11 protein-coding genes are annotated in these 13,743 nt (G+C 71.4%); 5 read left to right on the top strand and 6 right to left on the bottom strand.

Features of this window, described 5'->3' with window-relative positions:
* Window positions 1-102: 102 nt before the first annotated feature.
* From ACZ7M3_RS27845 to ACZ7M3_RS27835, 3 genes are read right to left on the bottom strand one after another with little or no spacing between them, the layout of a single operon-like run.
* The gene (locus ACZ7M3_RS27845) at window positions 103-906 is read right to left on the bottom strand and encodes an enoyl-CoA hydratase/isomerase family protein (RefSeq protein ID WP_472066553.1); all 804 of its coding nucleotides are present in this window, start codon (window positions 904-906) and stop codon (window positions 103-105) included.
* The gene (locus ACZ7M3_RS27840) at window positions 882-1,313 is read right to left on the bottom strand and encodes a Zn-ribbon domain-containing OB-fold protein (RefSeq protein WP_472066551.1); all 432 of its coding nucleotides are present in this window, start codon (window positions 1,311-1,313) and stop codon (window positions 882-884) included. Before ACZ7M3_RS27840 ends, ACZ7M3_RS27845 begins: the two co-directional genes overlap by 25 nt.
* 9 nt (window positions 1,314-1,322) lie before the next feature.
* Window positions 1,323-2,471 (bottom strand): lipid-transfer protein, encoded by a 1,149-nt coding sequence (locus ACZ7M3_RS27835; RefSeq protein ID WP_472066549.1) that lies wholly within the window; start codon window positions 2,469-2,471, stop codon window positions 1,323-1,325.
* A gap of 102 nt (window positions 2,472-2,573) precedes the next feature.
* On the opposite strand from ACZ7M3_RS27835, the gene ACZ7M3_RS27830 reads away from it, so the two are divergent.
* Window positions 2,574-4,178, top strand: a complete 1,605-nt coding sequence (locus ACZ7M3_RS27830; RefSeq protein WP_472066547.1) for a FadD3 family acyl-CoA ligase — start codon at window positions 2,574-2,576, stop codon at window positions 4,176-4,178.
* Window positions 4,179-4,219: 41 nt separating this feature from the next.
* Here the strand turns inward: ACZ7M3_RS27830 and ACZ7M3_RS27825 are convergent, their stop codons facing one another.
* From ACZ7M3_RS27825 to afsR, 3 genes are all read right to left on the bottom strand, one after another.
* On the bottom strand, window positions 4,220-5,065 hold the full coding sequence (locus tag ACZ7M3_RS27825) for a hypothetical protein (protein WP_472066545.1): 846 nt from the start codon (window positions 5,063-5,065) through the stop codon (window positions 4,220-4,222).
* A gap of 598 nt (window positions 5,066-5,663) precedes the next feature.
* Window positions 5,664-5,864 carry a hypothetical protein gene (locus ACZ7M3_RS27820; RefSeq protein ID WP_472066543.1) on the bottom strand — a complete coding sequence of 67 codons (201 nt, stop codon included), beginning with the start codon at window positions 5,862-5,864 and terminating at the stop codon, window positions 5,664-5,666.
* A 209-nt stretch (window positions 5,865-6,073) separates the two neighbouring features.
* On the bottom strand, window positions 6,074-9,034 hold the full coding sequence (gene afsR / locus ACZ7M3_RS27815; protein WP_472066541.1) for an SARP-family global regulator AfsR: 2,961 nt from the start codon (window positions 9,032-9,034) through the stop codon (window positions 6,074-6,076).
* Between the two features lie 330 nt (window positions 9,035-9,364).
* Between afsR and ACZ7M3_RS27810 the strand changes: the two genes are divergently transcribed.
* The 4 genes from ACZ7M3_RS27810 to ACZ7M3_RS27795 all read left to right on the top strand — a co-directional run bounded on the left by ACZ7M3_RS27810 (window position 9,365) and on the right by ACZ7M3_RS27795 (window position 13,730).
* Window positions 9,365-10,636, top strand: coding sequence for an amidohydrolase family protein (locus tag ACZ7M3_RS27810; protein WP_143608407.1), 1,272 nt, complete (start codon window positions 9,365-9,367; stop codon window positions 10,634-10,636).
* A gap of 98 nt (window positions 10,637-10,734) precedes the next feature.
* Window positions 10,735-11,640, top strand: a complete 906-nt coding sequence (locus ACZ7M3_RS27805; RefSeq protein ID WP_095857985.1) for a TIGR03619 family F420-dependent LLM class oxidoreductase — start codon at window positions 10,735-10,737, stop codon at window positions 11,638-11,640.
* Window positions 11,641-11,735: 95 nt separating this feature from the next.
* A complete protein-coding gene (locus tag ACZ7M3_RS27800; RefSeq protein ID WP_472066538.1) occupies window positions 11,736-12,512 on the top strand; it encodes an SDR family NAD(P)-dependent oxidoreductase in 777 nt (258 codons plus the stop codon).
* Between the two features lie 99 nt (window positions 12,513-12,611).
* The gene (locus ACZ7M3_RS27795; RefSeq protein WP_079065185.1) at window positions 12,612-13,730 is read left to right on the top strand and encodes an LLM class flavin-dependent oxidoreductase; all 1,119 of its coding nucleotides are present in this window, start codon (window positions 12,612-12,614) and stop codon (window positions 13,728-13,730) included.
* The last annotated feature ends 13 nt before the right edge of the window (window positions 13,731-13,743 follow it).

The following is a 13,743-nucleotide window of genomic DNA, read 5'->3' as shown; positions in this document are numbered from 1 at the left end:
CGCCCCGGTGCCCCATCGGCCTTGCTCTGGAACGCCGGTCGGCCGGAGGCTTTTAGGGGCGCGGGGAACTGCGCGACCAGCCCCCACCCACCCGCAGCCGAATCACCGCACCCGGAACCCGTTCGGGTGGCGTGCGGAGAACAACTCCGTCTGTCGGGCCGGGGGCAGGTTGCCCAGGGAGATGAGGTGCGGCGCCTGGGCGAAAGCGTGGGCGCGGGCCGCCTCGTGCGCTGCCCACAGGGCGCGTACGGTGCCCTGCACCCCCTCGGAGGGGTAGGCGGCGATCACCGCGGCGCAGCGGACGGCGGCCTCCAACGCGCCCCCGGGCGGGGTGAGTTCGGACACCCACCCGATGTCGTACGCCCGCCGCGCGGACATCCGTTCGGCGTTCCCCATGAGTGCCATCCGCGCCGCCTCCCCGTACGGCATCCGGTGCGCCGCGTACACCGACTCGTACGCGCTGACCATGCCGTACGTCGTGTGCGGGTCGAAGAAGGTGGCGGTCTCGTCGGCGACGACGAACTCCGCCTCCCCGAGGAGGTAGAAGGCCCCTCCGCACGCCATCCCCCGCACGGCCGCGACGACCGGTTTCCACAGGTCGTTGGCCTTGGGGCCGATACGCAGGAGCGGGTCGTCCACCATGAAGGGGGAGGCGGGCTGGGGGGTTTCGGTGGTGCGGTCGAGGCCCGTGGAGAAGGCCCGTTCGCCCGCGCCCGTGAGGACGACGGCCCGTACCGAGTCGTCGAAGCGCAACGCCCGCCAGGCGGTGGAGAGTTCGGAGGCCAGGGCCTCGTCGATGGCGTTCAGTTTCTCCGGGCGGTCCAGGGTCAGGACCGCGACGCCCGTGTCCTTGTCGGCCGCGATCCGCAGCGCGCCGCCGTTCACGACCGGCCGTCCAGAACCCACTGCGGCAGCCCCTCCCCGCCGAACACCACCCGTACCCGCGCCCCGATCCGGATCCGGTCCGGGGGGAAGGAGCCGAGCGGGGCGCCCGGCGCCGTGACCAGGTTGCCGACCAGGCGGATGTGCGAGGCCTCGGCGAGTTCGACGACGATCGCGTTGTACGGGACCAGCGCCGCGTACGCCGGGAGCAGCGGCGGGTGCGGGACGACGTACGACCAGACGCGGCCCAGTCCGCTCATCCGCCGCCACTCGCTGCCGAAGGACCGGCAGTGGGGACAGCAGGGGCGGGGCGGGAAGCGCAGCTCGCCGCAGTCGGCGCACGCCTGGATCCGTAGCTCGCCCTGGGCGGCGTACCCCCAGAAGGGCGCGCCGTCGTCGTCGAGGACGGGGGTGAGAAGGGGCTCGGTCATCTCGGCTCCTCAGTTCCTCAGCAGGATCGCGGAGGTGGGGACGCCCTCCCCCGCCGTGACCAGGCAGGTGGCGGCGCCGGGGACCTGGGCGGTGCTCGTGCCCCGCAACTGCTTCACGCCCTCGTTGATGAGGTTGAAGCCGTGGACGTACGCCTCGCTGAGTCCGCCCCCGCCGGTGTTGAGGGGCAGCCGGCCTCCTATCTCCAGGGCGCCGCCCTCCGTGTAGGCCGCGCCCTCGCCGCGTCCGCAGAAGCCGTAGCCCTCCAGGGAGAGCGGGACGAGGGGGGTGAAGGCGTCGTAGATCTGGGCCACGTCGACGTCGTCCGGGGTGAAATCGGCGTGTTTCCACAGGTGCCGGGCGGCGGTCCAGGCGGGGCCTGTGAGCGGGTCGTCGTTCCAGTAGTTGACCATGCCGTGGTGCTGGGCGGGCAGACCCTGGGCGGCGGAGTGGACGTACACGGGGCGCTGCCGGCAGTCCCGGGCCCGCTCGGCGGACACGATCACGCAGGCCAACGCGCCGTCCGTCTCCAGGCAGTTGTCGAAGAGGCACAGGGGTTCGCTGATCCAGCGGGAGGTCATGTACATCTCGCGGGTCAGCGGGCGCTCGTACATCATCGCGCCGGGGTTCTGGTTGGCGCGGTTGCGGCAGGCGAGGGCGACGTTGAAGAGGTGGTCGCGGGTGGCGCCGTACTCGTGCATGTAGCGGCGGGCCAGCATGCCTATCTCGTCGGCCGGTCTGAGCAGCCCGAAGGGGCGCGTCCACTGGGCGGGGGTGGGGAGTTGGACGGCGGTGTTCTTCCACGGCCGGGGCCCGCTGCCCCGCTTCCGCGACCGCCAGGCCACGCCCACCGTCGCCTGGCCGGTGGCGACGGCGGCGGCGAGGTGCGCGACGGTGGCGCAGGAGCCGCCGCCGCCGTAGCCCACCTTGCTGAAGAAGGTGAGATCGCCGAGGCCGACCGCCTTCGCGACCTCCACCTCGTCGGTCTCCTCCATGGTGTACGAGGCGAGCCCGTCGACTTCGGAGGGCGCGATTCCGGCGTCGTCGAGGGCGGCGAGGATCGCGCGGCAGGCCAAGGTCTTCTCGGACTCGGGGAGTTGCTTGGCGAAGGGGGTCTGACCGATGCCGACGACGGCGGTGGCGTCCTTGATCCCCGGCATGGGTGCACCTCCACGGAAGGGCCCGACTGCTGACAGGCCGTCAGGCTACAGCTAATCTGACGGGTAGTCAGCTAGTGGGTTCGTGGCTACGGGAGGCGTGAGATGCGCGGAGACCTGGAACGGGGCGGCATCCCGGGGCTGATGCGGTCGGCGGCGACGCGTTTCGCGGACCGCGAGGCCGTCGTCGAGGGCCGTACGCGGATCTCCTACGCCGAGCTGGGCGCCCGCGTCGAACGCGCGGCGGCCGCCTGCCTCGCGAACGGGGTCCGGCTCGGCGACCGCGTCGCCATCTGGGCGCCGAACACCCTGGACTGGATCGTCTCCGCCCTCGGCGCGGTGTCGGCGGGCGCGGTGCTCGTCCCGCTCAACACCCGCTTCAAGGGCACCGAGGCGGCGTACGTACTGTCCCGGAGCCGCGCGCGGCTGCTGTTCGTGACGGGGACGTTCCTGGGGACGTCGTACGTGGCGTCGCTGCGACGGGCGGCGGGGGAGAGGGCGGAGGCGGGGGAGGGCGCCGGAGACGGCCCCCTCCCCGGACTCCCGCACCTCGAACAGGTGGTGGTACTGGCGGACGACGCCCCCGCCGACTTCCGCACCTGGAAGGACTTCCTGGCGGACGGGGAAGGCGTCGGGGCGGCGGAGGTACGGGAACGGGCAGCGGCCTTACTCGGATCCGCCCCGTCGGACATCGTCTTCACCTCGGGCACGACGGGCCGGCCCAAGGGCGCCGTGATCACACACGCGCAGAGCCTGCGGGCGTACGAGGTGTGGTGCGAGCTGGCCGGTCTGCGCCGGGAGGACCGCTATCTGATCGTGAACCCCTTCTTCCACACCTTCGGCTACAAGGCCGGGGTGCTCGCCTGTCTGATGCGGGGCGCGACGATGATCCCGCAGCCGGTGTTCGACGTGGACACGGTGCTGGCGAACATCGCGTCCGAGCGGGTCACGGTCCTGCCGGGCCCACCGACCCTCCACCAGTCCCTCCTGGACCACCCGGCGCGGGCGTCGTACGACCTGTCGACGCTGCGGCTGGTGGTCACGGGAGCGGCCGTGGTCCCGCTGCGCCTGGTGGAACGCCTGCGCACCGAACTGGGCGTGGAGACGGTCCTGACCGCGTACGGCCTCTCGGAGGCCAGCGGATTCGTGACGATGTGCCGCCGGGGCGACCCGTCGTCGGTGATCGCGTCGACCTCGGGCCGGGCCATCCCGGGCGTGGAGGTGCGAGTGGATGCGCCCACGGGCACCCCGGGTGAGGTGCTGGTCCGCGGCTTCAACGTGATGCGGGGCTACTTCGAGGACGCCGAGGAGACCGCCCGCGTCCTGACCCCCGACGGCTGGCTGCACACCGGCGACGTGGGCGTCCTGGACCCGGCGGGCAACCTCCGCATCACCGACCGCATCAAGGACATGTTCATCGTCGGCGGCTTCAACGGCTACCCCGCCGAGATAGAACAACTCCTCGGCCTCCACCCGGACATCGCGGACGTGGCGGTCATCGGCGTACCCGACGACCGCCTGGGCGAGGTCGGCAAGGCCTACGTGGTCCGCCGCCCGGAATCCGCCCTCACCTCCGACGACCTCATCGCCTGGTCGCGGCGCGAGATGGCGAACTACAAGGTCCCGCGGGTGGTGGAGTTCGTCACGAAGCTCCCACGGAACGCCAGCGGGAAGGTGGTGAAGGGGGAGTTGCGGTCCGGGAGCTTCTGAAGCTACGGCGCGGGGTTCCTGAGTCTTGCTCGAGCTTGCGATCACGGTTTGCGCTCGCGCTCGCGGAGCCGGGAGAGCGCGGCGCGGACCTCCTCGATCACGATCGCGGGACGGTGGAAGACATCCGCGGCGGTGTAGCGGAGGAGGAGACGCACCTCCGGGCACTGGAGGACCTGGTTGAAGCGGGCGACATCCTGGCGGTGCGACTCGCGTGAGCCGTGGTACGCGTACCCCTCGATCTCGACGGCCAGCCCCTCAGCTCGGAACAGGAAGTCCAGGTAGCGGCGGCGGCCGTCGGGCGTACGGAGTTCGGCCTGGCTCTCGGGGTGAAGGCCCGCGTCGTGCAGGCGCAGGCGCGCGACGGTCTCCGCGGGGGAGCCGGAGCCCGGATCGGCGAGCTTCAGTCGGCGGCGGCCGCTTTCCGCTCCGCGCATGGGCGCTTCGAGCGCGAGGGAGACCAGGGCGGCGGTCGTGACGGGCGCGCGGCGGACGCCTCCGACCCTCCGCCAGGTCAGGGCCGACTCGACGGCGACGAGAGCCTCGTCCCGGGGACCGGCTCGGAGGAGGTCGGCGAGCGTACGGCCGGCGTTCGTGACGCGCAGGCCCTCCCGCCGGACCACGTCTTCCTCGGCGAGCGGCATGCGGTGTACGAGCACGCCCTTCCCGCCGCTGCGGAGAGTGAGGTCGGGATCGATGAACTCCAGGGTCCCTTCGCCGCTAGGGGTGAGCGTCTCGACCCGCCAGAGCGCGGTCGCCGAACGGTGACTCACGACGAGCCGCGGCTTGAGGAGCTGCACGGCCCGCAGCCGAGTGGCGAAGTCCGCATCCCGGCCCGGCTCGATCCAGGCCCCGGCCTGAACCCGGGTCCACCCCTCTCTCCCGAGCACCCGAAGAAGCGACCTCCGCGCCCACCCGGCCTCCCGAGCACGCGAGGTGAGCAAGACACCCCCTTCGACCAGCCCCCTCAGCTTCACACCTCCGAGGATCCCGGAGCGGCGCCCCGCCGATTCCCCCCTGTGGATAACCGGGGTGGGCGCGGTCGACGAGGTGGGGGATTGGCGGAATTGGGCCAACGCGGGGCTGCTGCGGTGGGGTGATCTGGCGGTGATCGGGCGGCGTAGGTGGCCCAAATCTGCCAATCGCCCCGTGCAGATCGTACGACTCCAGCGGGGTCACGATGGTGGCCTGCTGGTCCTGCGGCGTGACTACCGGGGCGTGCTGGTCGGCGAAGGCTGGAGCAGTAGCCCCCCAGCAGCAGCGGCTGCGACAGCCAGAGTCACGAGGACCTTCGTGGTGCGGGTCGTTCCAGCTCCTGGAGAGAGGGGAGTTCCGAACTCCAAGTGACGCCAGTGGCTGGAGGGGCGATTGTTCGAGAGGGTCGAACGGTTCCCGCCACGGGTTGACCTGAACCATGCACCGGACACACGTCGGCCGCGGCGGCTCCCCCTCCGCGCCGCCGCGGCCGATCCCCGTGTGGTGTAAGTGCTAGGACGGCTCGGACGTCACGTGGGTGTTGTCCGGAGTGACCGTGCCGTCGTCCTCGGCGGCGACCACGGTGTTCAGCGGCTTGATCGGGCTGCTGGTCACGTGGGTGTTCATCGGCGTGATGTCTGCGCCGTCCTCACCGCCGGTGACGTGGGTGTTGTCGGGCTTGACGATCGGGTCGTCGTTCTCGAGCTCGCTCATGGTGCTGCCTCCCCTTGGTGGTTCATTTCGGACTGTGGGGGCCCGCCCGGCCATTCCCCCGAGGACGGCCGGGCGGGCCACTCGGGTCGCCCACCCTAGACCGCGGGTGCGGCGACCCTTCCGGCGGTCCGTCTGCCCCCCGACGCGACGGATCGACAACGAAGAGACTGCCGGGCAGCGATAAACGAACGATGAACGCCGTGGCTGATCTACGCGGCGGCGACCGGGGTGAGGAGCGTGCGCACCTCGGCGGCCTCCGGCGAGTCCAACTTCACGTAGATGTCCAGGGCCTCGTGCCAGCAGACCTGGGCCCGCCCGGACTGCCCGATCCCGCTCAGCGCCTTGCCGAGCACGGTCAGCACGTTGCCCCGCCGCCACTCGCCGCCGATGCCCCGCAACACCGTGAGCGCCATCTCGGCGTTGCCGGCGGCCCGGGCGGGCTTGCGGGCGTCCAGGTCGACCTCCGCGAGACGGCAGAGCGCCATGCCCTCCCACAGCCGCTGACGGCTGTCACGGAAGACCCGCAGCGCCTCTTCGAGCTGTTCGGTGGCCTCGGCGAACTGACCGCTCTTGCCCAGCGCCATGCCGAGGGCGTAACGGCCGTTGGCCACGCGTAGGGAGTGCCCCAAGGTCTCGTAGATCTCCGTGCCCTGGCCCGCGAGGACGACGGCGCTGTCGGCGCGTCCCGTCGCCAGGTGCAGGCGGGACAGGTTGCACAGTGGGCTCGCCGACCCCGCCAGGTCGCCGCAACGGCGGAACTCCTCGATGGCCCGGCTGAAGTACCCCTCGGCGTCCTCGTAGCGCTTCTGATAGAAGGCGATGCTTCCGAGGATGTTCGCCGCCCAGCAGCAGGGGAGCGGATCCTCGGACGCTTCGGCGAGCTGGAGTGCCTGCTGGGCCTCTCGGTACGCCTGGTCGAACACGCCCGAGAACAGACGTGCGTTGCTCAGTACGACGCAGGCCCGCCCTTCCGCGTGCACGTCCGAAGCCGCGCGGGCGGCATCGCGCAGGACCGTGGCTGTCGCCTCGTACTCCTTCGAGTTGGCCCCCGACTCCGCCAGGTCGACCGCGGCCCACAGCAGGTCGATCGCGCGTCGCAGCGTGCCTCCGTGGGCCGACTGCCGTACGCAGGCGAGGAGCGGCACGGCCTCGGAGTAGAGCCAGTCCCAGGAGGCCTGTCGGTTCGAGAAGGTCAGGCCGGTGGTCGAGGTCGGCTCCAGATGGTCCACCAACCGGTCCCCGGGGCGTTCGATCGCGTACACCCCGGCGGCTGTGGCCAAGTAGAAGTCCAGGAGGCGTGACATCGCCGCGTCGCGTTCGCTCGGGGGCTGTTCGTCGCGTTCGGCGCAGGCGCGGGCGTAGAGGCGTACGAGGTCGTGGTAGCGGTAGCGGCCGGGGGCGGCGGATTCCAGGAGGGAGGTGTCGACGAGGGATTCGAGGAGGTCCTCGGTGTCGTCGATGGGGAGGTCGAGGACGGCGGCCGCGGCGGCCAGGGAGATGTCGGGGCCGTCGGCCAGGCCCAGCAGGCGGAAGGCGCGGGCCTGGGCCGGCTCGAGCTGGCCGTAGCCGAGTTCGAAGGTGGCCTTGACCGCGAGGTCGCCGGCCTGGAGCTCGTCGAGGCGGCGGCGCTCGTCGCCGAGCTTCGCCGCCAGGACCGAGACCGTCCAGGTGCGGCGGGCGGCCAGCCGGGAGGCCGCGATGCGGATGGCGAGGGGGAGGAAGCCGCAGGCCGCGACGACATCGAGGGCCGCCTCGCGCTCCGACGCCACCCGCTCCTCGCCGACGATCTTCGTGAAGAGCTGGAGGGCCTCCTCCGGGGACATCACGTCGAGGTCGACCAGGTGGGCGCCCGCCAGGTCCACCATCCGCACCCGGGACGTGACGAGGGCCGCGCAGCCCTCCGTGCCGGGCAGGAGCGGGCGGACCTGGGCCGCGTCGCGGGCGTTGTCCAGGAGGACCAGGACCCGGCGGCCGTCCAGGACCGAGCGGTAGAGCGCCGAGCGCTCCTCCAGGGAGTCGGGGATGGAGGAGTCCGCCGTGCCCAGGGCACGCAGGAACGCGCCGAGGACCGTCTCCGGCTCCGCCGCCCGCTGGCCCGCGCCCTGCAGGTCGACGTACAGCTGCCCGTCGGGGAACGCCGCGCGCGCCTGATGGGCCACGTGCACGGCGAGGGTCGTCTTGCCGACGCCGCCGATGCCCGCGAGCGCCGAGACGGCCATGACCTGGCCCTCGCCCTCGGCGGAGGACGCGGAGGCCAGGACGTCACTCAGTTCCTCGACGAAGGACGCGCGCCCCGTGAAGTCCGTGACCGTCGCGGGGAGTTGGGCCGGGCGGACCGGCGCCGCGGCGGGCTCGGCCGCCGGAGCCGAGGGTTCCGCGAGACCCGGGTCGGCCTGGAGGATCCGCTGCTGGAGCTCCTTCAGGCCCGGGCGCGGGTCCACGCCGAGCTCGTCGGCGAGGAGGCGGCGCGTGTCGGCGTACACGGCGAGCGCCTCGGCCTGCCGCCCGCTGCGGTACAGGGCGAGCATCAGCAGTTCGCGCAGCCGCTCGCGCAGGGGGTGCGCCGCGGTCAGGGCGGTGAGTTCGGAGACCGCCTCCGCGTGGCAGCCCTGCTCCAGGTCCATGTCGAGGCGGGATTCGAGGAGTTGGAGACGCCACTCCTCCAGACGAGCGCGCTGCGTCTCCGCGTACGGCCCGGGCACGCTCGCCAGCGGCTCCCCGTCCCACAGGCCCAGCACCCGGTTCAGCAGGTCGCGGGCGGAGCACAGGTCGCCGGAGTGCTTGGCCTTCTCGGCGTCGGCGGCGAGTTCCTGGGCCTCGGCGAGGTCGAGGGAGCTGTCGCTCGCGGCCAGCCGGATCGCATAGCCGCCGGACTCGCTGATCAGGACGCCGGGGTCCAGGGCCTTGCGGAGCCGGGAGGCGTACGTCCGCACGGCGGCCAGCGCCTGGGGCGGGGACTCCTCGCCCCACAGGGCGTCGATCAGCTCGCCGGACGTGGCCGTCCGGCCCTCCCGCAGCAGCAGCGCCGCCAGCAGGGCGCGTTGCTGCGGGGACCCCGTGGGCAAGGAATCCTCGCCGCGCCAGGCGCGCACCGGGCCGAGCACGCTGAAGCGCAACGCCGCCGATTCCCCGGCACGTCGCTGCTCCGGCACTCGCGGTACACCGTCCATCGCCGTCCCCCTGCCGAACCGTCAGTTCTACGAGGCCAGTTTGCCTTGTTCATGGCGGATGCGTCAGCCGTGCGAGACGGCGATCACAGGCGCGCACACCGTACAGGCACGGGGAATCACAGGGCTCTCACAACCTCTGCGCACATCTCCGCACAGAGCCGCCCATTCCAGAGGCGTGCGGGGGCGTACGGCGGCGGCGCGGGCGGCCGACGAGTCGGCGACGGGGAGGCGATGAGGTGGCGGCGGGCAGCCGATGGGTTGGCGGCGGACAGCCGATGGGTGGCTTACGGATAGCTGACGGGTCGTCAGATCGGCGCTACCGTGAGCCGTATGGAGACCACGAGGACCACTGAGGCCGCCCAGGCGTCCACGACCCCGTTCCCGAAGATCATCTCCGTGGACGACCACACCGTGGAGCCACCCGGCGTCTGGCGCGACCGCCTCCCCGCGAAATACCAGGACACCGGACCCCGCATCGTCCGCGCGCCGCTGAAGGAGATGACCTTCCTCGGCGGCAGGTTCGCCCCGGTGATGGGCGGCCCCGGCGACGACGGACCCATCGGCGACTGGTGGGTCTACGAGGACCTGCACCGGCCCCTCACCCGCCTCGACACCGCCGTCGGCTACGACAGGGACGAGATACGGCTGGAGATCATCACGTACGAGCAGATGCGACCCGGCTCGTACGACGTCCCCCAGCGTCTTGCCGACATGGACGTCAACCACGTCCAGTCCGCGCTCTGTTTCCCCACCTTCCCGCGCTTTTGCGGCCAGACCTTCACCGAGGCCAAGGACCGTGAACTGGGCCTGCTCGGAGTGAAGGCCTACAACGACTGGATGGTGGAGGAGTGGTGCGGCCCGGCGGCCCACGGCCGGCTCGTCCCGCTCACCCTCGTCCCCCTCTGGGACCCGGAACTCGCCGCCGCGGAAGTGCGCCGCAACGCCGCCCGTGGCGTCCGCGCGGTCGCCTTCTCCGAGATCCCGCCCCACCTCGGACTCCCCTCCGTCCACACCGACGACTGGGACCCCTTCCTCGCCGCCTGCGACGAGACCGGCACGGTCGTCGCCATGCACATCGGCTCCAGCAGCAGGATGCCCTCGACCTCGGCCGACGCGCCGCCCGCCGTCGGCTCCACCATCACCTTCGCCAACTGCTGCTTCTCGATGGTCGACTGGCTGATGAGCGGCAAGTTCGAACGCTTCCCGAACCTCAAGGTCATGTACGCGGAGGGCCAGATCGGCTGGATCCCCTACATCCTGGAGCGCGCCGACGTGGTCTGGGAGGAGAACCGCGGCTGGGGCGGCGTCGCCGACAAGGTCCACCGCCCGCCGTCCGAACTCTTCGCCGACCACGTCTACGGCTGCTTCTTCGACGACGCGTTCGGCCTGCGGAACCTCGACGCCATCGGGGTCCCGAACGTCCTCTACGAGACCGACTACCCCCACTCCGACTCCACCTGGCCCAAGTCCCGCGAGGTCGGCGAGGCCCAGATGGGGCATCTGGACGCGGACGTGGTGGAGCGGATCGTCCGGGGCAACGCCATCGAGCTGCTGGGGCTGACGGAGGACGGGCTGTGGCCCGGGCCGGGAGGCCCCCGATGAACCAGTCCCCGCCGAACCAGCCCCCGTTGAACGAGTCTTCATCGCACCATTCCCCGTCGAACAGGGCACCGTCGGACCCCTCGCCCCTGCTCTACGGGATGCAGCTCCCGATCCAGTCCCAGAGCACCCTCTACGCGGAACCCTGGGAGGCGGACGCCGGTCCCGGCGAGCTCGTCGCGGTCGCCCGCGCCGCCGACCGTGCCGGCTTCGCCTACGTGGCGAGCTGCGACCACGTGGCCGTCCCGCGCCGTCTCGCGGACGCCATGAGCACGATCTGGTACGACCCCGTCGCCACCCTCGCCTATCTCGCGGGCGTGACCGAGCGCGTACGGCTGCTCAGTCATGTCGCCGTTGTCGGGCTGCGGCATCCGCTGGTCACGGCCAAGCAGTACGCGACCCTCGACCACCTCTCCGGCGGGCGGCTGATCCTCGGGGTCGGCGCCGGGCACGTGGCGGAGGAGTTCGAGGCGGTGGGCGCCGACTTCGCTCGGCGGGGGGCGGTACTCGACGAGTCCATCGACGCGCTGCGCGCTGCCCTGGGGGCGGACGAGTTCCCCGTGCACCACGGGAAGCTGTACGACTTCGAAGGGCTCGGGCAGCGACCCCGGCCCGCGCAGGAGCGCGTGCCCGTGTGGGTGGGCGGCTCCTCGCCCGCCGCCGTGCGCCGGGCCGCGCTGCGGGGTGACGGCTGGCTGCCGCAGGGGGATCCGCGCGAGCGGCTGCCGGAGCAGATCGCCCGCCTGTACCGGATCAGGGAGGAGGCGGGGATCTCCGCGCCTCTCGTCGTCGGGGCCATCACCGAGCCCCTGTACGTCGGCACGCCGGACTGGCACGTCGGGCGGCGCACCGTGAGCGGGGCCCCGGAGGCGGTCGCCGAGTCGTTGCGGGCGTACCGGGCGATGGGGGTGCACCAGATCCAGGTGCGGTTCCGGGCGCGGGGGCTGAGTGAACTCGTCGACCAGATCACGGCGTTCGGCGCCGACGTCGCGCCCCACCTCGACTAGACCGCACCCCACCTCGACTAGACCGCACCCCAACTCAACCAGACCGCACCCCAACTCAACCGGATCGCACCTCACCTCAACCAGGGAGTCACGGCATGGGCAAGCTGGACGGACGCGTCGTCATCGTCACCGGGGCGGCGCGCGGGCAGGGCGAGCAGGAGGCGCGGCTGTTCGCCGCGGAGGGTGCCAGGGTCGTCGTCGCGGACGTGCTCGACGACCGGGGCGAGGACGTGGCCAAGGAACTGGACGCGCTCTACGTCCACCTCGACGTGGGCCGGGAGGACGACTGGGCGGCCGCCGTCGCCGCCGTGAAGGGCGCGTACGGGCGGATCGACGGGCTGGTCAACAACGCGGGCATCCTGCGCTTCAACGCCCTCGTCGACACCCCGTTGGACGAGTTCCTCCAGGTCGTCCAGGTCAACCAGGTCGGCTGCTTCCTCGGCATCAAGACCGTCGCGGGGGAGATCGCCGCGGCCGGCGGGGGCACGATCGTCAACACCGCCTCGTACACCGCGATGACCGGGATGGCGGCCGTGGGCACGTACACGGCGACCAAGCACGCCATCCTCGGCCTCACCCGGGTCGCCGCCCTGGAGCTGGCGCACCAGCGGATACGGGTCAACGCCATCTGCCCGGGCGCCGTCGACACCGCCATGTCGAACCCGGCCCAGCTCGACCCGACGGCCGATCCCGAGGAGATGACCAGGGCCCTGGACGAGCTGTACAGCAAGCTCGTGCCGCTCGGGCGGGTGGGCAGGCCCGAGGAGGTCGCCCGGCTCGCCCTGTTCCTGACCTCCGAGGACTCCTCGTACATCACCGGGCAGCCGTTCGTGATCGACGGGGGGTGGCTGGCGGGGGTCAGCGTGATCTGACGGGCAGTCAGGTATTGACGGTGCAGGCCCATGGTGCAACAGTCGGCGGCAAGCCAATCTGACGGATAGTCAGAAACATACTGGGGACGGTGAACCTCCTTGGAATTCGGGCTCTTTGTACAGGGATACGTGGGCAAGCGCGCCGAGACCGACCCGCTCGCGGAGCACAAGGCGCTGATGGAGGAGACCGAGTACGTCATCCAGGCGGACAAGTCCGGCTTCAAGTACGCCTGGGCGTCCGAGCACCACTTCCTGGAGGAGTACTCGCACCTCTCGGCGAACGACGTCTACCTCGGCTATCTCGCCCACGCCACGGACCGCATCCACCTCGGCTCGGGCATCTTCAACCCGCTCGCCCAGGTCAACCACCCGGTGAAGGTCGCCGAGAAGGTCGCCATGCTCGACCACCTCAGCGAGAACCGCTTCGAGTTCGGCAGCGGTCGCGGCGCGGGCAGCCACGAGATCCTCGGCTTCCTCCCCGGCATCACCGACATGAACTACACCAAGGAGATCTGGGAAGAGACCATCGCCGAGTTCCCGAAGATGTGGCTCCAGGAGGAGTACGTCGGGTTCCAGGGCAAGCACTGGCAGCTCCCGCCCCGCAAGGTGCTCCCCAAGCCGTACGGGAAGGCGCACCCCGCCATGTGGTACGCCGCCGGGTCGCCGCCCTCGTACGCCATGGCCGCCCGCAAGGGCCTGGGCGTGCTCGGCTTCAGCGTGCAGAAGGTCTCCGACATGGAGTGGGTGCTCCAGCAGTACAAGACCGCCATCGTGGACGCCGAGCCCGTCGGGGCCTTCGTCAACGACAACGTGATGGTGACGACCACCGCCATCTGCGCGCCGACGCACGAGGAGGCGATACGGATCGCGGTCGCCGGCGAGCTGCACTACCTGCCCTCCCTCGTCTTCCGCTACCACGACACCTTCCCGCGCCCCGAGGGCTTCCCCGTCTGGCCGGAGACGCTCCCCGAGTACAACGCCGAGTTCGTCGAACTCCTCATCGAGGAGGAGCTGTTGATCTGCGGCGACCCGGACGAGGTGCTCACCCAGTGCAAGCGCTGGGAGCAGGCGGGCGCCGACCAGCTCTCCTTCGGGCTGCCGGTCGGGGTCCCGAAGGAGGAGACCCTGCAGACGATCCGGCTGATCGGGGAGCACGTGATCCCGAAGATCGACACGGATCCGGTGCACCGGACGACCCGTTTCCGCCAAGCGGTCTGAGGAGGGTGCGGCC

This window comes from Streptomyces sp. NPDC111656, assembly GCF_055656965.1.
Note: the sequence above shows the minus strand (reverse complement) of the source record. Positions and strands in the feature narration are given on the sequence as shown.